Source organism: Tenacibaculum sp. IMCC1, assembly GCF_054906355.1.
On sequence record NZ_CM142818.1, the window covers coordinates 614,387 to 636,495 of the forward strand.

Annotated in this window: 22 protein-coding genes and 1 riboswitch; of the genes, 9 read left to right on the plus strand and 13 right to left on the minus strand. The window is 31.5% G+C overall.

The window, feature by feature from the left end; translation table 11 throughout:
• Position 1: 1 nt before the first annotated feature.
• Positions 2-547 carry a TlpA family protein disulfide reductase gene (locus tag ACXIHB_RS02955; RefSeq protein WP_073183919.1) on the minus strand — a complete coding sequence of 182 codons (546 nt, stop codon included), beginning with the start codon at positions 545-547 and terminating at the stop codon, positions 2-4.
• 300 nt (positions 548-847) lie between these two features.
• On the opposite strand from ACXIHB_RS02955, the gene gcvT reads away from it, so the two are divergent.
• On the plus strand, positions 848-1,930 hold the full coding sequence (gene gcvT / locus ACXIHB_RS02960; protein ID WP_073183917.1) for a glycine cleavage system aminomethyltransferase GcvT: 1,083 nt from the start codon (positions 848-850) through the stop codon (positions 1,928-1,930).
• 259 nt (positions 1,931-2,189) lie between these two features.
• On the opposite strand, the gene ACXIHB_RS02965 is transcribed toward gcvT, so the two are convergent.
• The 4 genes from ACXIHB_RS02965 to ACXIHB_RS02980 are packed head-to-tail and all read right to left on the minus strand — an operon-like array spanning position 2,190 to position 6,502.
• Complete coding sequence (locus ACXIHB_RS02965; RefSeq protein ID WP_047788721.1) at positions 2,190-3,296, minus strand: efflux RND transporter periplasmic adaptor subunit; 1,107 nt, start codon at positions 3,294-3,296, stop codon at positions 2,190-2,192.
• A 22-nt stretch (positions 3,297-3,318) separates the two neighbouring features.
• The gene (locus ACXIHB_RS02970; protein WP_159491010.1) at positions 3,319-4,563 is read right to left on the minus strand and encodes an ABC transporter permease; all 1,245 of its coding nucleotides are present in this window, start codon (positions 4,561-4,563) and stop codon (positions 3,319-3,321) included.
• A 2-nt stretch (positions 4,564-4,565) separates the two neighbouring features.
• On the minus strand, positions 4,566-5,795 hold the full coding sequence (locus ACXIHB_RS02975) for an ABC transporter permease (RefSeq protein ID WP_167713780.1): 1,230 nt from the start codon (positions 5,793-5,795) through the stop codon (positions 4,566-4,568).
• Positions 5,796-5,797: 2 nt separating this feature from the next.
• Complete coding sequence (locus ACXIHB_RS02980) at positions 5,798-6,502, minus strand: ABC transporter ATP-binding protein (protein ID WP_073183911.1); 705 nt, start codon at positions 6,500-6,502, stop codon at positions 5,798-5,800.
• A gap of 149 nt (positions 6,503-6,651) precedes the next feature.
• Here ACXIHB_RS02980 and ACXIHB_RS02985 point away from each other — a divergent pair, with 149 nt between their 5' ends.
• Complete coding sequence (locus ACXIHB_RS02985; protein WP_394420973.1) at positions 6,652-7,065, plus strand: thiol-disulfide oxidoreductase DCC family protein; 414 nt, start codon at positions 6,652-6,654, stop codon at positions 7,063-7,065.
• A gap of 63 nt (positions 7,066-7,128) precedes the next feature.
• Here the strand turns inward: ACXIHB_RS02985 and ACXIHB_RS02990 are convergent, their stop codons facing one another.
• The 3 genes from ACXIHB_RS02990 to ACXIHB_RS03000 form a co-directional block, all read right to left on the minus strand.
• Positions 7,129-8,217 carry a YncE family protein gene (locus ACXIHB_RS02990; protein WP_462098853.1) on the minus strand — a complete coding sequence of 363 codons (1,089 nt, stop codon included), beginning with the start codon at positions 8,215-8,217 and terminating at the stop codon, positions 7,129-7,131.
• Positions 8,218-8,221: 4 nt separating this feature from the next.
• Entirely contained in the window at positions 8,222-10,102 is a 1,881-nt protein-coding gene (locus ACXIHB_RS02995; RefSeq protein ID WP_462098854.1) for a TonB-dependent receptor plug domain-containing protein, read from the minus strand.
• 31 nt (positions 10,103-10,133) lie between these two features.
• Positions 10,134-10,328: riboswitch (cobalamin riboswitch) on the minus strand.
• 9 nt (positions 10,329-10,337) lie between these two features.
• Positions 10,338-11,276 (minus strand): ABC transporter substrate-binding protein, encoded by a 939-nt coding sequence (locus ACXIHB_RS03000; RefSeq protein ID WP_462098855.1) that lies wholly within the window; start codon positions 11,274-11,276, stop codon positions 10,338-10,340.
• 101 nt (positions 11,277-11,377) lie between these two features.
• Between ACXIHB_RS03000 and ACXIHB_RS03005 the strand changes: the two genes are divergently transcribed.
• From ACXIHB_RS03005 to ACXIHB_RS03035, 7 genes are all read left to right on the plus strand, one after another.
• Complete coding sequence (locus ACXIHB_RS03005) at positions 11,378-11,881, plus strand: bifunctional adenosylcobinamide kinase/adenosylcobinamide-phosphate guanylyltransferase (RefSeq protein ID WP_462098856.1); 504 nt, start codon at positions 11,378-11,380, stop codon at positions 11,879-11,881.
• A gap of 3 nt (positions 11,882-11,884) precedes the next feature.
• Entirely contained in the window at positions 11,885-12,922 is a 1,038-nt protein-coding gene (gene cobT, locus ACXIHB_RS03010; protein WP_462098857.1) for a nicotinate-nucleotide--dimethylbenzimidazole phosphoribosyltransferase, read from the plus strand.
• A 2-nt stretch (positions 12,923-12,924) separates the two neighbouring features.
• Positions 12,925-13,695, plus strand: coding sequence for an adenosylcobinamide-GDP ribazoletransferase (locus ACXIHB_RS03015; RefSeq protein ID WP_462098858.1), 771 nt, complete (start codon positions 12,925-12,927; stop codon positions 13,693-13,695).
• Entirely contained in the window at positions 13,680-14,207 is a 528-nt protein-coding gene (gene cobC, locus ACXIHB_RS03020; RefSeq protein ID WP_047788712.1) for an alpha-ribazole phosphatase, read from the plus strand. The genes ACXIHB_RS03015 and cobC overlap by 16 nt, the downstream gene beginning before the upstream one ends.
• A gap of 12 nt (positions 14,208-14,219) precedes the next feature.
• Positions 14,220-15,332: an ABC transporter substrate-binding protein gene (locus ACXIHB_RS03025; protein WP_462098859.1), complete on the plus strand. Its 1,113-nt coding sequence runs from the start codon at positions 14,220-14,222 to the stop codon at positions 15,330-15,332.
• A gap of 89 nt (positions 15,333-15,421) precedes the next feature.
• Positions 15,422-15,883 (plus strand): hypothetical protein, encoded by a 462-nt coding sequence (locus tag ACXIHB_RS03030; protein ID WP_047788710.1) that lies wholly within the window; start codon positions 15,422-15,424, stop codon positions 15,881-15,883.
• Between the two features lie 81 nt (positions 15,884-15,964).
• A complete protein-coding gene (locus tag ACXIHB_RS03035) occupies positions 15,965-16,171 on the plus strand; it encodes a hypothetical protein (protein ID WP_462098860.1) in 207 nt (68 codons plus the stop codon).
• 157 nt (positions 16,172-16,328) lie between these two features.
• Here ACXIHB_RS03035 and ACXIHB_RS03040 read toward each other — a convergent pair whose 3' ends face one another.
• The 5 genes from ACXIHB_RS03040 to ACXIHB_RS03060 form a co-directional block, all read right to left on the minus strand.
• Positions 16,329-16,937, minus strand: a complete 609-nt coding sequence (locus tag ACXIHB_RS03040; RefSeq protein ID WP_462098861.1) for an alpha-ketoglutarate-dependent dioxygenase AlkB family protein — start codon at positions 16,935-16,937, stop codon at positions 16,329-16,331.
• 176 nt (positions 16,938-17,113) lie between these two features.
• Positions 17,114-18,310: a hypothetical protein gene (locus ACXIHB_RS03045; protein ID WP_073183889.1), complete on the minus strand. Its 1,197-nt coding sequence runs from the start codon at positions 18,308-18,310 to the stop codon at positions 17,114-17,116.
• A gap of 84 nt (positions 18,311-18,394) precedes the next feature.
• Positions 18,395-20,842, minus strand: coding sequence for a M1 family aminopeptidase (locus ACXIHB_RS03050; protein ID WP_462098862.1), 2,448 nt, complete (start codon positions 20,840-20,842; stop codon positions 18,395-18,397).
• A 118-nt stretch (positions 20,843-20,960) separates the two neighbouring features.
• Complete coding sequence (locus ACXIHB_RS03055; protein ID WP_125344897.1) at positions 20,961-21,521, minus strand: DUF4252 domain-containing protein; 561 nt, start codon at positions 21,519-21,521, stop codon at positions 20,961-20,963.
• A gap of 57 nt (positions 21,522-21,578) precedes the next feature.
• Positions 21,579-22,094, minus strand: coding sequence for a DUF4252 domain-containing protein (locus ACXIHB_RS03060; RefSeq protein ID WP_047788704.1), 516 nt, complete (start codon positions 22,092-22,094; stop codon positions 21,579-21,581).
• Positions 22,095-22,109: the final 15 nt, after the last annotated feature.

The window sequence follows — 22,109 nt, forward strand, 5'->3', positions numbered from 1 at the left end:
TCTATTGTAGTAATTCGTCTAACAAAATTCTAAATTTATCACTATTCCAATCGGCAGGTCCTTTTTTATCTACGACAATAGTTCCGTTTTTATCAATTATAAACGTCGCAGGAATTGAATTGCTTACTAGTTGATCTGGTACTTTTGATAAAATGTTATACGTTGGTAAATCATACCCTTTGTCTTTATAAAAAGCCTCAATAGTCGTCCAGTCTTCGTTACTCACAAATACAAATTCAACCTTGTCTTTATAATCGTCATATAACTTTTGAATACTTGGCATTTCGGCAATACAAGGTGGACACCAAGTTGCCCAAAAATTTACAAAAACTACTTTATTCTTAGTTTCATTAAAATCTATATTCGAAGTATTTAAGCCTTTAAGATTCCAATTGTAGTCGTTTAACATTTCTCTTTTTTCTTCAGTAATAGTTGAAGGAGAAAACGAAACTAACCTAATAAAATAAATTTTAGTTGGTGGGTATAATAATAGGCCAATTATTATAACAAATGCAATGTTTAAGATTGTTTTTTTGTTCAGCTTCATTAAGTTTATCCTTTGATTCAGGTTGTCGTTTCAAACGTTAAGAAATTACAACAACTTTTTCTTTTAATTTTTCATCAAATCTACTATTCTTAGCTAAAACAAAGAAAATATTAACAAACATTTGGGTAATATACTCTTACATATTACTCAGATTCAACTGTATTGTTTGCTAATTTTTCAATACTTTAGCATCACTTTTTTAAACAAACAATACACAATAATAAAACCAACATGAATAAAATAATGTTTACTTATTATTTTATTCGTTAAAAGGTTACAAAAACAATAAAAAACAAACACATGAAAAATACAGCTTTATCACATGTACATGAGGCTTTGGGAGCAAAAATGGTTCCTTTTGCAGGTTATAATATGCCTGTACAATACGAAGGAGTAACTGCTGAACACGAAACTGTTAGAAAAGGAGTTGGTGTTTTTGATGTAAGCCATATGGGAGAGTTCTTTTTAAAAGGAGAAAACGCTTTGGCTTTAATTCAAAAAATATCTTCTAACGACGCTTCTAAATTAGTTCCTGGAAAAGCACAGTACAGCTGTATGCCGAATGCTGATGGAGGAATTGTAGATGATTTAATTATTTACATGATTGCTGAAAATGAGTATATGTTGGTAGTAAACGCTTCTAATATTGAAAAAGATTGGAACTGGATTTCTCAACACAACGATTTGAATGTTGAAATGGAAAATCGTTCTGAAGATTGGTCGTTATTGGCTATTCAAGGTCCTAAAGCTGCAGAAGCAATGCAATCGTTAACTTCAGTTGATTTATCGAATATTAAATTCTATACTTTTGAAATCACTGATTTTGCTGGAATTCCGAATGTAGTAGTTTCTGCTACTGGATATACTGGTTCTGGTGGATTTGAAGTATATGTAAAAAATGAAGATGTTGAACAACTTTGGAACAAGGTTTTTGAAGCTGGTAAAGATTGGGGAATTAAGCCTATTGGTTTGGCTGCTCGTGATACTTTACGTTTAGAAATGGGATATTGCTTATATGGTAACGATATTGACGATACGACCTCTCCTTTAGAAGCTGGCTTAGGATGGATTACTAAGTTTACGAAAGACTTTGTAAATGCTGAAGCTTTAAAAGCTCAAAAAGAAGCGGGTGTTACTCGTAAATTAGTTGCATTTGAATTAACTGAGCGTGGTGTTCCTCGTCATGATTACGAAATTGTTGATACCGATGGAAACAATATTGGTCGTGTTACTTCAGGAACGATGAGTCCATCATTAGGAAAAGGAATTGGATTAGGATATGTTACTATTGAAAACTCTAAAGTTGATAGTGATATTTTTATCCAAGTTCGTAAAAAACAAATTCCTGCTAAAGTAGTGAAGTTACCTTTTTATAAAGGTTAATAATATTTCTTAAAAAAAAGCAGCTTTTAAAAGCTGCTTTTACCCCTTAAAGAATAATTTAATTTTCCCCAAAAAATTAAATTAAATGCTCATTTTTACTTTGAGCACTTCAAATATCTAGAACAAAAAAGCCTTTTTAGTTTTAACTTCCTTAAATGACACCTTTTTAGATATGAGTGTGTTATTTTATTCCTTAAAAGTAAAAAAGCAGCTCCTAAAAGAACTGCTTTAATACTGTAAATCAATAATTTAAATATGATTAATCTTTTTTCTCATCGTCTTTTGATGCTTTGTTCCAGATTTTAATTTCATCAGAAGCAGTAACTCCTTCTAAAACTTCAATATTTACTCCGTCTGAAACTCCTAGTTTTAACTCACGCTTTTCAAACTCCTCATCTCCCTTTTTTATTTCTACATAAGGCTCTTCTGTTTTCTTATCAAAACGTAATAACGATTCTTTAATAGATAAAACACTATCTTTTTTCTCTAATACTATATCTGCATTCGCACTGTATCCTGCTCTTACAAAATAATTATCATCAAGTTTTACATCTGCTTTAATTTTAAACTGTACAGCACCATTTTCTTCTGTTCCTTTTGGTGCTATAAAGTTTAATATTGCTGGGAATTTTTTATTTTCAATGGCTCCTAATGAAACTTCAATGTTTGATCCTTTTACTAATTTTCCTACTTCTGATTCATCTACTTTACCTTCAAAAATCATTTTCTCCATATCAGCTATTGTTGCTATGGTTGTACCTTCATTAAAGTTATTTGATTGAATAACTTGATATCCTTTTTTTACAGGAATTTCTACAACCATACCAGAGGTTGTCGCTCTAATATTTGTATTAGCTCCGGCAGAACCTACAGATCCTTTCTTAATTATTTGATAATCGTTTTGAGCATTTCTTAAGTCATTTTTTGCTTGATTGTATGATAATTGCGATGCTTCAAAATCTTGACTAGAAATTACGCCTTTGTCGAATAAGTTTTTATTTCTATCATATTGCGTTTTTGCATTGTTTAGTCTAATTTGTATAGAGTTAATCATTCCTCTGGCACTTTGTAACGATTGTTCGTTAGGTACTACTCTTACCGTTGCTAACAAATCACCTGCTTTCACTATTGCTCCTTCTTCAACAACTATTTTATCTATAATTCCTGCTATTTGAGGTTTTATTTCAACTTCTTCTAAAGGAACAACTTTTCCTGTAGCTACTGCTTTTTTAACAATTGTAGTTCTGAATGGTTTCTCTGTTTCATAGGTTACCACACTTTTTTGATTTTTCTTTCCTAACCAAATTAGGATGACTACAAATAATAGTGCTACTATTCCTAAGATAATTTTTGCTCTTTTGCTCATGATTAATTGATTATTTCTTTTTTTATTCTTCTCTTAATGCTTCGATTGGTTTTACTACTGTTGCCATATATGCTGGTATTAATCCTATTAAAGTTCCTAAAATTACTAGGATTGAAAAGGCTAGCATTACTATGGGTATATTTACGGTTGGATTTACTAATGTTGGATCGTCTCCTCCTCCTACTAAAAGATCTAATAGGAATAGAACAAGTCCTCCAAAAATAATTCCTAGCATTCCTGCCACAGTGGTTAAAAACACTGACTCTAATACTATTTGTCTTTTAATACTTATTGGAGTTGCTCCTAAAGCTCGTCTAATTCCAATTTCTTTCGTACGCTCTTTTACGGTAATTAATAAAATGTTACCAATGGCAAAAACTCCTGCTATTAAGGTTGCAATCCCAACAAACCATGTTAAAAACTGCATTCCTGTTAAAAAGCCCATTAATTTATCTATTTGGTCTCCTAAATTTACACTTCCAAAAGCTCTTTTATCTTCTGGGTGTACTTTATGCAAGTTTTTTAAGGTTAACAAAATATCTTTTTCCATCTGCTTGATATCTACTCCTTCATTAGCTGTAATCATCATCCAATCTACTTTATTAGATGTGTTGTATACTTTTTGAAAGGTTGTAAATGGAATGTAAGCTGTATCTCCATCAATATCTATAGTATTTGAAGGTTTATATACACCTACAACTTTGTAATTAACGTTACTAATTTTTACATACTGCCCAATAGGTACTTCTTTTTTATCAAAGAGTTGTTTGTACATATCTTCCGAAATAACACAAACTTTAGAGTTGTTCTTTATATCATTCTGATTGAGAAATCTTCCATAGATCAAATCTTTCTTTTGTACACGATCTAAAACGGGATAATCTCCACTAACCTGAAAATCACCTGATTTAAAATCTTTAACAACAGTACCATTAGTTTGATTTCTAGGCGCCAATAACTTTATTTCATTACTATATTCTTTTTCAAGAACTTCAATATCTTTAAATGTTAAATCAAATCTTCTTCCTTTTTGAAACCCTTTAAAAGGCATGTCTGTTCTCTGTGTCCATAAAAAAACACTGTTGGTAGCAAAATCTCCAAAAATTCTTTTAAAGTTATTTTCCATACCACGAGCAGCTCCTAATAAGACTACTAATATGAAAATTCCCCATAGTACCCCTACAATGGTAATACCTGTTCTTAATTTATTTTTACGAATACTTCCGTAAATTTCTTGCCAAGTGTCTGAATCAAATAAAAACTTCATAATTAGTCTGCTCTTAGTGCTACAATTGGTTTAATTTGTGCTGCCTTTTTTGCTGGTAAATACCCTGCTATTAATCCTGATAAGATTAAAATAATAGTAGCTCCTATTACAATTCCCGGACTTACACTTGGGTCTTTTATAAAGTATTTTTCTAAACTATCTCCAATAGCACTTAAAATATAGGTTCCTAAACTTAAACCTAAGTACCCTGCTATGGTTGTTATTAAAATAGACTCTTGAATTACCATACCAATAATTGATGCAGGTTTTGCTCCTAAAGCCTTACGAATTCCGAATTCTTTTGTACGCTCTTTAATAACAAAAATCATAATATTACTAATACCAATAATTCCTGCTATTAAAGTTCCAGAGCCTACAAATATGACAATAAAGTACAACGCAAACATAAATTGGTTGATTCCTTTGTTTGCTTCTGCCATATTTCTTACGGATAAAGCACTTTGGTCATCAGGGTGAATGTCTAACTTTTTACGTAAATCTCTTTCTAGTCGATTACCAAACGTAATAGCCTGATCTAAATTTAAATCTGGATTATACCCTATATTAATTTGACTGATATAATCGTTATTTCCGTATAGTTTTTGTGCTGTTGTTACAGGCATGTAGGTTAATCGTTCTTCATTATCTCCTCCTTTATCTGAAAATATTCCGACTACTTTATATGAAATACCATCAACATTTACTCTTTTTCCTAAAGCTGGTTTTTCTCCAAATAAATCTTGTTTAACAAGACGACCAATAATAATAACCTTTGCATTATTTTTTAAATCTAACTCGTTAATATACCTTCCTTCATCAATAATTGTTTTTTCTAAAAATTGATGATCTGGGTGTACAGCTCGTAATTGATAATTATTTTGATTGTTCTTATAAGTTATATTTACACTCTTGTATATTCTTGCTGTTAAATGTTGAATCTTGTTTTCATATTCATCTTTAACATAATCAAAATCCTTATTTTTTAACTGAATTCTTCTTCCTGTTTGTAACCCTTTGTAAGGCTTAGAGGTTTTCCACACTCTTACAAACATAGCATTGGTTGCATCGTCTACAAAAGCTGTTTTAAACTGATTTTGTAATCCAGATACAATTCCAAATAATAGTGTAAACAATAAAATTGCAAAAGCTACCGTAAATCCTGATAAAACCGAACGCAGCTTATTTTTACCAATACTTTGAAATATTTCTCTCCAGCGATCTAAATCAAACATAATTAAATTGCTTTTGCTTTATTCGTTGCTGTTTTTGTTAACTCATCGCTAATAATAACACCATCTTTTAACCGAACAACTCTATTAGTTTGTTCTGCTACTTCTTCTTCGTGTGTAATTACAAAAACAGTCATACCTTCATCGTTAATTTCTTTTAATAAATCCATTACCGAATCGGTTGTTGTAGAATCTAACGCTCCTGTTGGTTCATCTGCTAATACAACTTTTGGCTTGGTAGCTAAAGCTCTTGCAATTGCTACACGTTGCTTTTGACCTCCAGAAAGTTCATTTGGTAAGTGATTAGCCCATTCTTTTAACCCTACTTTTTCAAGATATTCTAAGGCTATTTCTAATCGTTCTTTTCTGCCAACTCCTTTATAGTATAATGGTAATGCTACATTTTCTAAAGCTGTTTTATAAGAAATCAAATTGAATGACTGAAAAACGAATCCTAAAAACTTATTACGTAATACTGCAGCTTTCTTTTCATTTAAGTTTTCTATCAACTGTCCGTTTAAGTAATAGTTTCCTTCATCATGTGTATCTAATAAACCTACAATATTTAATAAGGTAGATTTTCCTGATCCTGAAGACCCCATAATTGATACAAATTCGCCTTCTTTTATATGTAAATCTAATCCTTTTAAAACATGAAGTGAGTCTTTTCCTATAGGATAAGATTTGTGAAGATTTTCTATTCGAATCATAGTGTTAGTTAATTTTTAAGTAAAAAATAAATACTAATTCTTCTAATCTACTAATAAATTATTGTTAAATCATTATTTACTTTCTTACAAGACGCTTAATTTTGATTTATGTTACAAGTTAACACTTAATTTTTTGAAAAAAATTAAATATGAACAATTTACCTAGTAATAAAAAAGTGATTTTATTTGATGGTGTCTGTAATTTTTGCAACGATAGTGTGCTAAAAGTTATAAAATATGATGTTAAAAATCAGTTTGTTTTTACTTCTCTTCAATCGGATATAGGAAAAAAAATAACACAATATTTAGGGATAGACACTTCCAAGGTTGATTCTATTATTTTATACGAGCCAAATGTTGCTTATGATATTAAATCTACAGCTGCGCTAAAAATTATGAATGCTTTTGGTGGAGTTTGGAAATTAACGCAATTTTTTTTGATATTTCCAGAGAGTTTTAGAAACTTAGTATACGATTACATTGCTAAAAATCGCTATAAATGGTTTGGTAAAAAAGATGCCTGTATGGTTCCTTCTAAAGAAATACAAGAAAAGTTTTTATAAAAAACAAGCTCACCAAATTGGTGAGCTTATTCATAGCAATATTTCCCTTTTCTAGGGGACGACTTAATTAAAATAAATTTTTGAAGCTCCTACTCCTACTTTAGTTTTGTATACTTTAGCTTCTGTGTTTAAATCATAAACAGTTAAGTTAGATAGCTCAGAATTTGGAAATTCATAGCTAACAGTGTAAAGGTTATTATCCTTAACGTTCATTCCATATATTCCTCCTACTTCAACTCCTTCTGTTGCTAAAGCTGTATCTTCTTCATTTATTGAGTATACTTTTTCATCTTTTCCTTTATAATAATGTATTTTTCCATTTTCATATGCCATTAAACTTGCATTCTCTTTTGCTGGAAAATCAATACTCTTTATAACCTCATTGTTAGATAAATTAATAAAGGAAATAGAAGACGTAGTTCTGTCAATAACCTCCCAGCTTGAGTTATAAACTGGTTTACCTTCAGATAAAACAATTAAATTTCCTGCAGTATCAAAAGCCATTTCATCAGGATGATCATCCACTGTTATGGTTGAAATAGTATTGTTATTATTTAAATCTATTACAGAAACAATATTATTTGAACCATAGGCTCCTTTATGTGAAATATACAGCTTATTGTCTTTATTTAGTATTTGTTCTGGACCTATTTCAACATCAATTTTAGAATCAACCTCTAACGTATTTAAGTTAATAACTGTTACATAATCATCATCAATATCATTTCCCCACTGTGTTTCACCCCAATTTGTTACATATCCTTTTCCATTTACAATAGTCATATATCTTGGGTTTTTTAAATCTGTAGTAATTTGCCCCTTTTTTTCAAAAGTATATCGATCAACAACTACAATTGTATTCACATCATTTAAAATAATATAAGCTTCTGTCTCAGAAAAAGCTATTGATTGAATTAACCCTCCTAACAAAGCTCCATTCTTACCTGCGTAGATAAAGTTTTGAGATTCAGTCAACTCTTTATTCACATAAGAAATAGATCCATCTTTGTTTTTAAATACACCTTCCGCACTTACAATAACACCATTATCGTACTTGTCTCTAATTACTTCAACTATTTTGTCCTCACTAGAACAAGAAGTAAGAACTATACTTACTAAAAAAAGCTGTAAAAGTAGTTTTGTTATTTTCATTGGTTTAAAATTTATAATTTAAATTGATATTAAAATTTGTTCCTGGCATAGGACGTAAATTTGAGAAATAATACACTTTATTAAATATATTATTTAGCGTAAACCCTATGGTTGGAAGCTTTGTTTGTTTTGTGGATAAGTTAAAATTTACTCCTGCATTTTGAACATTCACAGGATCTAATGAGTAAAAATCTAAGTTTGTTTCATTAGTATATACCTTACTTTGATGTAAGCTCTGTATAAAAAAGTTAAACCTTTTATAATTATAATTGATGTTAAAATTTAACAAATGCCCAGGTGCATAAGGAAGTGTTTTTTTTGTTTCTGTGTTTTCTGCCAAAGTAAATGTATAGTTAGAAGAAAAATCAATAATATGCTCCCCTATCTCTTTCTTATAACTTACAAAAGTTTCTACACCCTTATTTATTACATCGTTTACGTTTCTTGGTCTCCATAAATTACTACCTCCTGTTGGCAACCAAAGAATTTTATCATTAATATAGATATAAAATAATGTAGATGTTATGTTTAAGTTTTTCTTTTTAAAAGAAACTCCTAACTCCCCTTGTTTTGAGCTTTCAGGTATTAAATTTAGGTTTCCTACTATAGGCCAATACATTTCATTATAAGTAGGAACTCGATAATTTGTTGAAAAATTGGCTAGAATGTTTAATTGATTAGCTAATCTATATTCTCCTCCTACGAATAAAGACAGAGGCACATTAAAATCTGAATTAATTTCTTTTCTAACTTGTAAATTCGTTATTAATTTTTCAATAGGCTGATATTTAACACTACCTACAAACGCTACAGAATTTCTTTTTTTGGTATTAATATCTGTATTCTCACCATTAATGTTTTCATACATAGTTTTGTAATTAAACGATAAAACATTAGATGGTTTATAAGTTAAAGAGTGATTTAATAAAGCAGTTTTAGATTTACCAAATCTATAATTTTCAGCGTCTTTATTTCCGTAATACCTATATTCCTGCGTTAGGTAAGCTAAGTTTAGTTCTTGTTTAAACTGAGAAGAAAATGCATATTTCCACTGTAGTAAGTTTCTTTGATTAAAATCTTCATTTCGTTCACTTCCAGCAGACGGGTTCGGCAATCCATCAGAAAACAAACGATTTCCGTAGTAAGCAGTCGAATAAAATGTTAAAGAGTTTACAGGACTAAACTTATAACCTATGACAAAATTAATTCCGTAGTTTTTGTAATTACCATTTTCATTAGTTAGTAGGTTTCCATAATCATCTTTATACCGCTCATCAATATATGTGTAATCATTATCGGAATAATTAAACGTAGAAGCTAATTTTATACTCCACTTATCTGTTCCTACTGAGCTTTTAAAAAAATTAGACGTTGTATTGTAACTTCCGTAAGAAGTAAATAATTGAAATTTTTGATGCTCTTTAAACAACAATTCATCTTTCAAGTGTACCGTACCACCAATGGCACCAGAACCATATTCAGCACTATTTCCTCCACTTTGAACAATGATATTATCATTCAAGCTTGCAGATAATGAATTAAAATCTGTTTGTCCGCTTCCTACAGCATTAATGGGAATACCATTCCATAAAACCAACGTATTTGAAGCCGATGTTCCTCTAAAACGAGCGGTACTCACACCTCCATTTCCATAATCTCTAAAAGCTATTGGACTATTATATCGTAGAAGGTTTGTTAAGTTGATAGGGTTTTTTGTTTGTTCTTTAACTCCAATCTTTAATTCTTTTGTAGCAATGCGTTTTTTTTCTACATTTCTCTTCCCGTTAACTATTACCTCTTTTAATTTATTTACAGTTATAGTATCTTTTTGAGAAAAAAGATTAGTTGTAAAAAACAGTATAAATATTATTGTTATTTTCTTCATTATACATTAAACTTTTATCCCGAAAGTTTTAATTAAATTATAATAATTGGCAGGTCTCCTGGCTTGCGTCTTGTAACATACCTTCCCATTAAAAAAACAGTGGTTTGAGTATTTGTTACAAGCTTAATAGCTTACAGTTGCGGGAACAGCTTCGGTTTTGCACCGAATTCCCTTTTAATTCTCTTTAACAGATGATTAAAGAAAAACCAAAAATCACGGCAAATGTATAGTATTCTTATAAATTAGCAACCATCAAATCATGATAATTTGCGAATTTTGTTTGTAAGTTTTCTGGAAGGGTATAATAAGCTGGATGAATCATTTTTGCCAAACATTCAATTCCTTCCACCAAAGTACCAGCAGAAGATTGTGTAAACATGGCAAAGTCGGCAATATATACTTGTTTATTTTTTACCGCTCTTAAAGACGTCCATTCTTCTCTCTCTTCTAAAAACTTCATGTCTTCAAGTGTTCTATCAATTCCGTATCCGCAAGGAGCAATAATCAATACCTCTGGATCGTATTTTACTATTTTATCCCAAGAAATTACAATACTATCTCCTGATGGATGCGATAACAAATCAATTCCTCCAGCAAAACCTATTTGATGAGGAATCCAGTGCCCACAGTTAAACAACGGATCAACCCACTCTAACAACATCACACTTTTCGACTGGATTCTGTGTTCACGTTGTACATCCACAATATCATAAATACGTTTTTTCAATCCACTCACATACGCCTCTCCTACCGCTTCCTGCTTCATAGCTTTTGCAATAGTTAACGCATTCTCAAAAACGTCTTCTAAGGAATTGGGAGTAATAGATATTAATTCTGGAACCTTAGGCAATTTATACGCCGATTTTGCCACAGATTCTGTATCTATCTGGCAAACATCACATACATCTTGTGTAAAAACAATGTCGGGTGCGATACTTTCCAAAACAGGTTCATCCACATAATACAAGGTCTTTCCTTCTGCCTTGGTTTTAGAAAAAATAGCCGTTATTTCTTTACTCGTTAACACTTTTCCTTCCAACTTATATCGAACAGCTACTTCTTTTTCTTGTAAAGCTACTTCTGGACACTCAAAAGTAATTCCGTTTAAATAGTTCTGTAAGCCCATGTCATAAATCATTTGGGTTACTGCTGGCATAAAAGAAGATACTGTCATAATTCGTGGTTTTAGTTCAGCAAAAATAAACAGTTCTCTATTTTAATTTGTTTTTTATTAAAAATCTTTCCAATCTTTGTGTCAATATAAAATACGATTTCATGATATATTATATCTCAGGAGGTGAACGCTCAGGTAAAAGTAGCTATGCTCAAAAGCTAGCCGAATCTTTATCTGACACCCCTATTTACCTAGCCACTTCTCGTATTTGGGATGACAATTTTCAGCAACGAGTTGACAGACATGTTGCTGATAGAGATGAACGCTGGACCACTGTTGAAGAGGAAAAATGGTTAAGCAACGTGATTGCTGAAAAACAAACGGTGGTTATCGATTGTGTAACGCTGTGGCTAACGAACTTCTTTGTAGACACAAAATATGATATTGAAAAAGCATTAGAAATCGCCAAAGAAGAAATCAATAAACTGGTAGAAATTGATGCCAATATTATCATCATTTCCAATGAAATTGGTATGGGATTACATGCCAACTCCGAATCTGGTAGAAAATTTACACAACTACAAGGCTGGACGAACCAACACATAGCTAAACTAGCTGATAAAGCTACTTTTATGGTATCTGGACTTCCTTTAACTTTAAAATAACACATGACAACAACAATAACTCCCCTATCAAAAGATTTACAGAACGAACTTCAAGAAGAAATCAACTTCAAAACCAAGCCAATTGGTGCTTTAGGGAGTTTAGAAAAAATCGCCATGCAAATTGGTTTAATTCAAAATACCACTACACCTGTACTCTCAAAACCTACTATTATGGTTTTTGCAGGAGATCATGGAATTGCTACCACAGGAAAAGTGAGTCCGTACCCACAAGAGGTTACGCAACAAATGGTGTTTAACTTTTTGCAAGGAGGTGCTGCTATTAATGTGTTTTGTAAACAGAATAACATTCATTTAAACATTATAGATGCTGGTGTAAATGCTGATTTTGAAGAGCATCCACAACTTACCAATGCCAAAATAGCAAAAGGGACACAAGATTATAGCACTACCAAAGCCATGACGCTAGAACAATGCCAAGAAGCTTTAGAAAAAGGAAGACAATTGGTAAGAAAGGTGTATAGCGAAGGTTGCAATGTTATTGGTTTTGGTGAAATGGGGATTAGCAACACATCATCTGCGGCTTTGTTAATGAGTTATTTTACCAATACACCTATTGAAAACTGTGTGGGTAGAGGTACTGGAGTGGATGACAAAGGACTACAAACAAAAGTCGACACATTATGTGAAGTTTATAAGTTACACGCCGATTCTATTTCAACTCCTATAGAAGCCTTAACTGCTTTTGGCGGATTTGAAATTGTAATGATGTGTGGAGCCATGTTAGAAGCTGCTTCTTTAAAAATGACTTTACTTATTGATGGTTTTATTGTGACTGCTGCCCTATTAGCGGGGCATGCCATGGAATCTGATATTCTGGACTATTGTATTTTTTGTCATAATTCAGGAGAACAAGGGCATCAAAAAATGTTAGCCTTCTTAAATGCTGAACCGCTTTTAAATTTAGGCTTACGTTTAGGGGAAGGAACAGGTTGTGCAGTTGCCTTTCCTATTATTCAATCGAGTGTAAACTTTTTAAACGAAATGGCGACTTTTAAAAGTGCCAATGTTAGCGAAGCTTAGTTATGATAAAAAGACAAATCCATTATTTTTTAACTGCTGTATTGTTTTTCACACGCATTCCGTGTCCTAAATGGGTAAATCATTCTCCTGAAATACTCAACAAAAGCAGTCGTTATTTTTCTTTAGTAGGTATTGTAGTGGGAAGCATTTCGGCACTAACCTATTTTGCTTCTTCTTATATTTTTCCTACGGATATTGCGATTGTAATTAGTATGATTAGTTCTATTTGGATTACAGGAGCTTTTCATGAAGATGGATTTGCCGATGTTTGTGATGGTTTTGGCGGCGGATGGACCAAAGAAAAGATTTTAACCATTATGAAAGATTCCAGACTCGGAACTTTCGGAGTAAGCGGTTTGGTCTTTATCCTAGCTATAAAGTTTTTAGCTCTATATCATTTACAAAACCTATCCATTGATTTAATTTTAGTAATTATCTCAGGACATAGTATTAGCCGATTTATCGCTACGGTTTTATTATATACACATGACTATGTAAGAGATATTGACAGTTCTAAAATAAAACCAACCACCAAACAAATGAGTAGTAAATCGCTACTCATATCAGCTATTTTCGGAGTAGTTCCCTTATTTTTCTTTCAAAAACCAACGGTATTTTTAGTATTACTTCCATTATTGCTCACCTATTTTTATATGGGGCACTTTTTTAAAAAATGGATTGGTGGTCAAACAGGAGATTGCGCTGGTGCTTTGCAACAAGTATCTGAAATTGTTTTTTATCTAAGCCTGCTCGCCTTATGGAAGTTATTTTAGTACGACACACAACGCCTGATATTTCCAAAGGTATATGTTATGGTCAGGCAGATATTAACGTTACCACAACTTTTGAAGAAGAAGTGAGCAGTATTCTAAAAAAAGTTCCTGTTAACGATGCTGATGTAACGTATTACAGCAGTCCCCTAAAACGCTGTAAACTTTTAGCTAAAAAACTTTCAGCTAACGTAATTTTTGACAACCGATTGAAAGAACTCAATTTTGGTGATTGGGAGCTACAAAAATGGAACGATATTGATAAAAAAGAACTCGATATTTGGATGAATGATTTTGTAAAAACTCCTGCTAAAAACGGAGAATCTTATATCGATTTACACAAGAGAACTACCAATTTTTTAACCGAATTAACAACCAAAAATCATCAAAAAGTTGTGCTTGTTACCCATGCTGGTGTAATGAGAAGCCTTTGGGCGTATATGAATGAAATTCCGTTGGAAAAATCATTTGAATTAAAACTAAATTACGGAGATACTCTAACCTTCCACTTATAAAAACATCTTACTATGAAACGTTATTTACTTATTTTTTCTTTATTCCTTCTGTTGGCACAGTGCAAGCAAGAAACTAAAAAAACTACCGAAAAGAAACCTGCTAAAAGCACTGTAAAATATGCCAAAGGGTTTGATATTATCTTAGAAAACGAAGTGAAAAAATTAGTGATTAAAAAAGCTTTTCAAAGCTCTCACGACCTATATTCTTATACGCTTACCGATAAAACCGACCTTTCTAAAAATGAAATTAAAGTTCCTATCGAAAAAATGGTGGTTACCAGTACTACACATATTCCGATGTTAGAACTTTTGAATGCTGAAAATACTATTGTTGGTTTTCCGCATACCAAATATGTTTCTTCAAAAAGAACAAGAAATAGAATTGACGAAGGTAAGATTGTTGAATTAGGCTTGGAACAAGATATGAATACAGAAAAGTTGATTGATATTGAGCCTGAATTGGTTGTTGGTTTTGCACTTCATCCAAATACGAAACTATACCAAAACATCAAAAAAACAGGGATTCCTGTGATTTTTAATGGAGATTGGCTGGAAGAAACTCCGTTAGGAAGAGCAGAATGGATTAAGTTTTTTGGGGCTTTATACGGAAAAGAAAAGGAAGCAAACAGTATTTTCAACAACATAGAAAAGGAATACCTTAAAGCGAAAGAAATTGCTAAAAACAGCGATAAACAGCCAACCATTTTATCTGGAAGTATGTTTAAAGATGTTTGGAATGTTCCTGCGGGTGAAAGCTTTATTGCCACGTTTTACAACGATGCAAACTTAAATTACTTATGGAAAGACACGAAAGGAACAGGTAGCTTACCTCTAAGTTTTGAAAGTGTATTGGAAAAAGCACAACACGCTGATTTTTGGTTTAACTGTGGCTTGTATGCTACCAAAGAACAGTTAACTACCGCAAACATTCATTACAAAGAATTTGATGCCTTTACCAATAACAAGATTTTTTCTATTGGACACAACAAAGGAGAAACAGGTGGTTTAATTTACTTTGAACTCTCTCCTGTACGACCAGATTTGGTATTAAAAGATTTGATAAAAATTACGCACCCTAATTTGTTACCAGAATACGAATTGACTTTTTATAAGGAAGTGGAGTAGTTTTTCGAATTATGATTAATGAATTACAAAAACAGACTTATACACTTGAACAAGTTAATTATTATTAATATTGAAGTAAAAATTACTCTATGAATATTTTAAAAACAAAAGATAAGATATTAGCCGCTCTTGGTAATATGAGAGCTATGCGAAGGTTGCATGTTGATACCTACACTGAAGAAAAGATTAAAAACATTTCTGGTGTTAAAATTGCTGAGTCAAAAGAAGGGCAATTTTGGATAAGTTTTCAGGAGTTAAATGGTTATTTATTCATGAATTCAACTTTATTAAGTAGAATAGACTTAAAAACTTCTAAAGGAGCAAAAATAATTCTATTAACAGAAAACTATGAAATTGAAATTGAATCAGATGAAAAAATGATTGAATCTGATTTTTCTAATATTTCTAATACTTGGATAACCAAGGTGAGTTTTGAAATAGAAGAAAAAGAAAAACAACTAATAGAAAATATAAACTTTGAAGAATTAATATATGAATTTAAAAATGGTGTTTTAAAATTACATGGAATAACAACAACTAAAAACACTTAATTTAATTATTCTTTTTATTTTATATTCTACCAATATTTGAATTAGTTTTCAATATAAAACTTTCGAACTTAAATTATCTAAATGAAAAAATTAACAGTAAGTGCTTGGAATGATGGTAAACATAACCAACAAGGAAACGGATATGGAATTAGAGTTGGTGTAAAAGGACGTGATTTTTTTGAAGAAAACATCTCTGAAATTAATTTATCTATCGAAAACTCCAGCTTCTTTAAGGTAAAAATAACAAGTGGTTTTTGGAAAGATTGTCCGGAATTTAGAGATAAATGAATCGGAAAGTGGCTTATTGAAAATAATTTTGCTTTTTGGAAAAAGGGAATGCCTCCTAAGTTCTACTTAACCGTTTTAGGTAATAATCAATTCCTTTTGGAAAAAATTGACTAAATATTAAAGAAAATAAAAGTAAACTATTTACTATTATATACCCCTACCTCACAATCGTTCTAAACGTTAAGTTTACTCGTGGTCGGTGGACTTTTTTTGTAGGTGGTAACCGGTGTAACCAATGGGTTTGGGTTTCGTCCTTCATGACCAATAACGAACCATGTTCTAATACTTTGTACACCGTTTCTTTCGTCTGTTTGTGTTTAAAACCAAAACGTCTTTCTGCTCCAAAACTCAACGACGCAATCGCTCCGTTCTTTTTTAAATCTTTTTCTCCGTCACTATGCCATGCCATTCCTTCAGAACCATCGTGGTATAAATTCAATAAGCAAGAGTTATAGGTTTCTCCAGTTTCCTTTTCCACTAATTCTTTTAACGCTAATAGTTTTTTCGTAAACGGTAAGGCTGTTTTGGTAATGTTTGAGTAGGAATATTCAAAAGGCTGTTCGGCATACCAAGCTACTTTTCGTTTGGTTACCATGCGTTTTCCAAAAATAATAGCTTCGTCGTTACGCCATTCAATGGAATTTAATAAAGCTTCGTAATAATGATCTGCTTCCTCTTTTGGTAGAACAATACCGTAGTAATTTACTGTTCCATCTTTTGGAAGTAAGTTTTTAGGAGCATCGTCAAATTGTGAGAATAAGTCCATCGTTGTAAAAATACGACTAAATAATGAACGTCATAGCGAGGAGGTTATTGAGTCTTTCGACTTCGCTCAAGATAAACTGAAAGATCGAAATAAGCGACGTGGCTATCTCATCATTTCAAAAAGATTCCTTCATCCCGTTCCGAAGTTTCGGAAACGGGATTTGGAATGACGATGTCTTAATTTCTAAACTTATTTCGTGTGATAATATGTTTGAGTTTCTGTTTTAAGTCGGTTCCTGTATCGTATACCATTTGTTCGTTAGAAGGAAACGCTACCGAAGTTTCATCGAGTAAATCTATAAACGATTTATCCAAAGCTCTTCTGTCTCCATCATAATCAGCATAAATATGTTCAAAAATAAACTCACTTTGTATAGGAAAACGATGTAATAACTGATTTGTTCTATTGTCAATATATTTTACAACACCTGTAACTTTACTACTCTTAAATTGTGTAAACTTATAAAAGTTACAACGTATTCTTTTAAACTTATCTACTTTTATTTTGTTTCCTAAACTGTCTTTTACATAGTTTCCGTTATTATCTCTTAAATACTTAAAACCATCTTTTATACGTCGTTCTTTAATAACTTCTTTTTCGTGTACTTGTTCAGGAGAAATTAAAATATCTGTAAAATCTAACTCTAAATCAAAATCATAACGAATATTTCTATCCTTTTTAGCGTGATATTGTGTCCATAAATCATTCAATCCATACGTATCAATCGCTAATAAATCTCTTTCTAATCTTTTTGGAATTATTTGATCTGTTCTATTTCTAACAGAAACATGTACATAATCAATTCCTTTAGCATGTGCTTCTTCTATTAAGTTTCTTGTATCTCTATAATTAGGACTAATATTGTCCAAGTGTCTTAATTCATCAAAAGCTCTTCTATAGTTAATTTTATTTCTATATCCTTCATTTAGCAAGGCTACACCATTTTCGTACAAGTAACCAGCATAGTTTTCTTTTGCCGCAAGAATTTCATCAGTATAATTAACAAGTTTAAACTTGGCATTTCTACCAGAAGATAAAATTCGTAATGGCAATAATGGTTTTATTCGCTCTTGTCTGTTGTTAAGACGTTGATACAATGTATAAATTGTTTCAAAGTTTTCAGGGTTTTGCTCTTTTTCTAAAAAAGAAATTCTATCTAAATCTCTATCTGTTGCTTTTCTAAAAGCTTCCTGAAGCATTAGCACATGAGGTTGATTCTTTTCTTTGGTTTTATTCTTAGCTAATTTTTCAATAGATAATGAAATTGCCTTCTCATAGTTACCAGAATTAAGTGCCTTTTCAGTAGTTTTTACACTACTACAAGATGCTAGTACTAGCACTGATAAAACAAGTAGTAAAGTAGTTTTTCTCATAAAGTTTAAGTTTCGCAAGAAAATTCAATTATTGTGCCAAAACTAAGTATTCTTTTTAACTTAAACTTTATGAAACTATACTATTTATTCAAGTAGCTTCGCCATAGCTATTTGAATAACTTTAAGATGCTTTTCTTTATTTGATGGCTTGTTAGTTTTTTGCATTTGAGCCATTTGACGTAACAAGTTAACTCCTACCTGATCAAAGTTATATTGTTTGTATTGAAGTCCTTTTGCTACAATATCGTCTGATAGGTTTTGAATAGCCTCTGTATTATTACTTTTTCCAATCTTATCAAATGCTTTTTTATACAATGATTGAATTTTCTTGTTTGGACTTAAAAACATTCCAGACATTACATTACTTGCTATGAAACTTAACTCTTCATCATCGTTTTCTTCTAAATAAATACGCGTTAATGGTGTTGCAATAATCTTTTTAACTGCTAAAGGCAAGGTTTTTGATTTTTGAATGGCTAACTGCTTATCGATATAATACATTCCTACCAACGACTTTCCTAACACAGAATATGATTTACTTTCTAAACCTTTTTCAAATACCGGTTTTAATGCTGGATCTGTTAACTTTCCTAACGTTTCAATTGCCGCAGCTTGTACCAACGTTTTTGGATCGTTTTGAGCTATTTTCATAATTTGATCAATCACATTCTTTTTTGAATATTTATTGATTAAATTAATGTTCTCCAAGGCTAAAATTCTGATCTTATAAAAGTCATTATTCAGAGCATCTGCAACAGCATTAAACGCTTTTTTATCATCTTGGAGTTTTACTACTTCTAACAAAGCTTCTCTTTTATGTACGTAGTTTTGAGCATATTTTAATTGATGTATATAATCACTCAATACTTTATTTTCGTTAATATCGCACAACAATACCCCGTCTGCATTTACCTGAATTAAATCTGGATGCTTGGTAAAAGGAAAAGTAAAAGAGGCATCTCTACCCTCAACAAATACATTATGTCGTGTCCTTTTACTTCCTTCGAAAACATCAATTGTAAACGGGAACTTAAATTCATTCATTTGAGATTGAATAATATTTACGGTTACTGTTTTTCTTAGTTTATTAAAGTCATAAGAAATAGATAACTTCGGGTGTCCGCTGTTAAAATACCACTGATTGAAAAACCAGTTTAAGTCTTTTCCACTTACTTTTTCAAATGCTAAACGTAATTGATGTGCTTCTCCTGTTCCGTACTTATTATCTGTTAAATACGTATTCAATCCTTCGTAAAAAGCTTCGTCTCCTAAATAATTACGCAACATATGTAAAATAGCGCCTCCTTTGTTATAACTAACCGCATCAAACATATCTTCTTTATCATCGTAATAAAAACGAACTAAATGCTTATCAAAGTTTTGTCCGTTTTTATAACCTTCAATATCTTCAAACAAATGCGCGTCAGCTTCATCTTTTCCATATTTATGCTCTAACCATAAATACTCGCTGTAATTAGCAAAACTCTCGTTTACAGTTAAGTTACTCCAACTTTCGGTAGTTACTAAATCACCAAACCAATGATGAAAAACTTCATGTGCAATTGTGTTTTCTTGTACGTTTTCATCAATTAATTGTCCTGGTGTTTGATACGCTCTTTCCCCATGAATTACAGCCGTAGTATTCTCCATTGCTCCACTTACATAATCACGTCCTACAATTTGTGCATATTTATTCCATGGATATTCTATTCCTGTAATTTTTGAGAAGAAAGCCAACATTTCTGGTGTATTTCCAAAAATATCTTTTGCATACGGAGCATATTCCTTCTCTACATAATAATCTACAGGAATTTCTTTGTATTTATCTTTAATAATCTCATACTCTCCTACTCCCATAAAAAACAGATATGGTGCATGTTTTTGAGTAAAATTCCAATAATCGGTACGAGTTCCATCAGCATTGGTAGTTTGCTTTTCTAATTTCCCGTTAGAAAGCGTTACATACTTTTTCGGAACAGTCATATAAATTTCTTGTGATGTCTTTTGGTTTGGAGCATCAATTGTTGGAAACCAACAACTACTTGCTTCGGTTTCACCTTGCGTCCAAATTTGAGTTGGTTTGTTTTTATCAAAGCCTGTTGGATTGATAAAGTACAATCCTTTTGCAGATGTAATAGCAGCACTTCCTTTTTGTTTTACCCTTTCTGGTCGTGCCGTATATTTAATATATAGTGTAAACTCTTCGTTTCGCTTATAGGTACGAGGTAAGTTGATAATTAACTCATAGTCGTCATAATTATACTCTAGTGGTTGATTATTCATTGTTACTTTATGAATAACCATTGCTTTAGCATCTAACGTAACTTTATCTGTTTCATAAAAATGAGGTGTTAAGGTTACCCATTCTTCCCCATTCATTTCTTTTTCTTGAAAGTTAAAATCTACTTTTAACTTCGTATGAACTAAATTATGAACTTTATCCCTTTCAGCTCTATATACTTTAGTTGATTGGGAAAATAAGCTTACTGTAAAGAAAACAGCGATAAAAACAAGGAGTTTGTTAAATTTCATATGTTTTTGTTTAGAGTTCAAAAATATGAAATTCTATTGGGAGGCTTGTTAATGAGCCGTTAAAAAGAAAAAGCCACCAGATGATCTGATGGCTTCTCTATATTTTCAATACTAATTTTTATTCTGTTTCTTCAGATGAACGATGTTTATCATCGAAAATCATTTTAAATTGCTTTAAATCTAAATTCCCTGCATCCATCTTAGCTTTTTGCATCATTTCCATAATCTTTCCAACATTCATGTTTTCTCCTAAAATTCGTGCAACTCCCACTCCCATTTCTTTTCCGTAACCAAAAGCTACGATTTCGTCAATAGCATCAGCATCTCCTGTGTAGTAAATTGCTGCATTCGCTCCATCTTTTTTAAACTTCATTAACTGTTTATAGCTAGATTTTTTTAAGATTGATTTTAACTTCTCTTTCTCTGCTTCATAACTAGCTTCGTCTAAGTTCTTATAAGGAACTCCTGTTATGTTTATTTTTTTAATACTTTCATAAGCTTGCTTATCTTCTTCTGATGCCTTATCCATACTTAACTGTAATACACTAGCGGGTACATCAAACGTAATAAAGCCTTCCTTTTCTTGGCTTTCTACCAAATAGCTTTGTAAAGATTCTGTTTTACAAGAAACTGTTACAAACGCTACTAGTAACATTGAGTATATAAATAGTTTTTTCATTGTTGTTAGTTTTTGATTAAAAGCAGCGTTAATTTGTTAACGCTGCCTTATTTGTTTTTATTTGTTCTTCTTTCCGTCTTTAGAAAACGTCTCTGCTAATTTTGACATTTTGTTGATGTCGATATTACCAGTTAACGAAACTATTACAGATTCTGGTGAGTTACCATTAGAGTTTTTGTCTTTTACAAACATTAATACTTCGCTTACAAAGTCTTTGTTTTTTGTAGACTTTACATAGATTTTAACACGAGAATCTTTGTCTTTTACACGCATTAACTCTATTAAATTACTTTTTTTAATGGCAGACTTTACCATGCTTTCCATTTCAGCAGACACTTTTGCGCTTTCAGTTGAAAATACTTTTAATTCTTGTAAGTCTTGAATCATTTTAAAAACCTCCATTGCTTCGTTATCTTCTGACTCTACTTTGAATTTAGATAAAATCTCAAAAGCATCTTTATTTACTACCACTGATGATACCTCATCTAGGTCTTCTAATTTATCGAACATTGATTGCCCGAAACTAACATTAGCTATAAATACGAATGCGAATAATAATATTACTTTTTTCATGATTTTCTTGGTTTA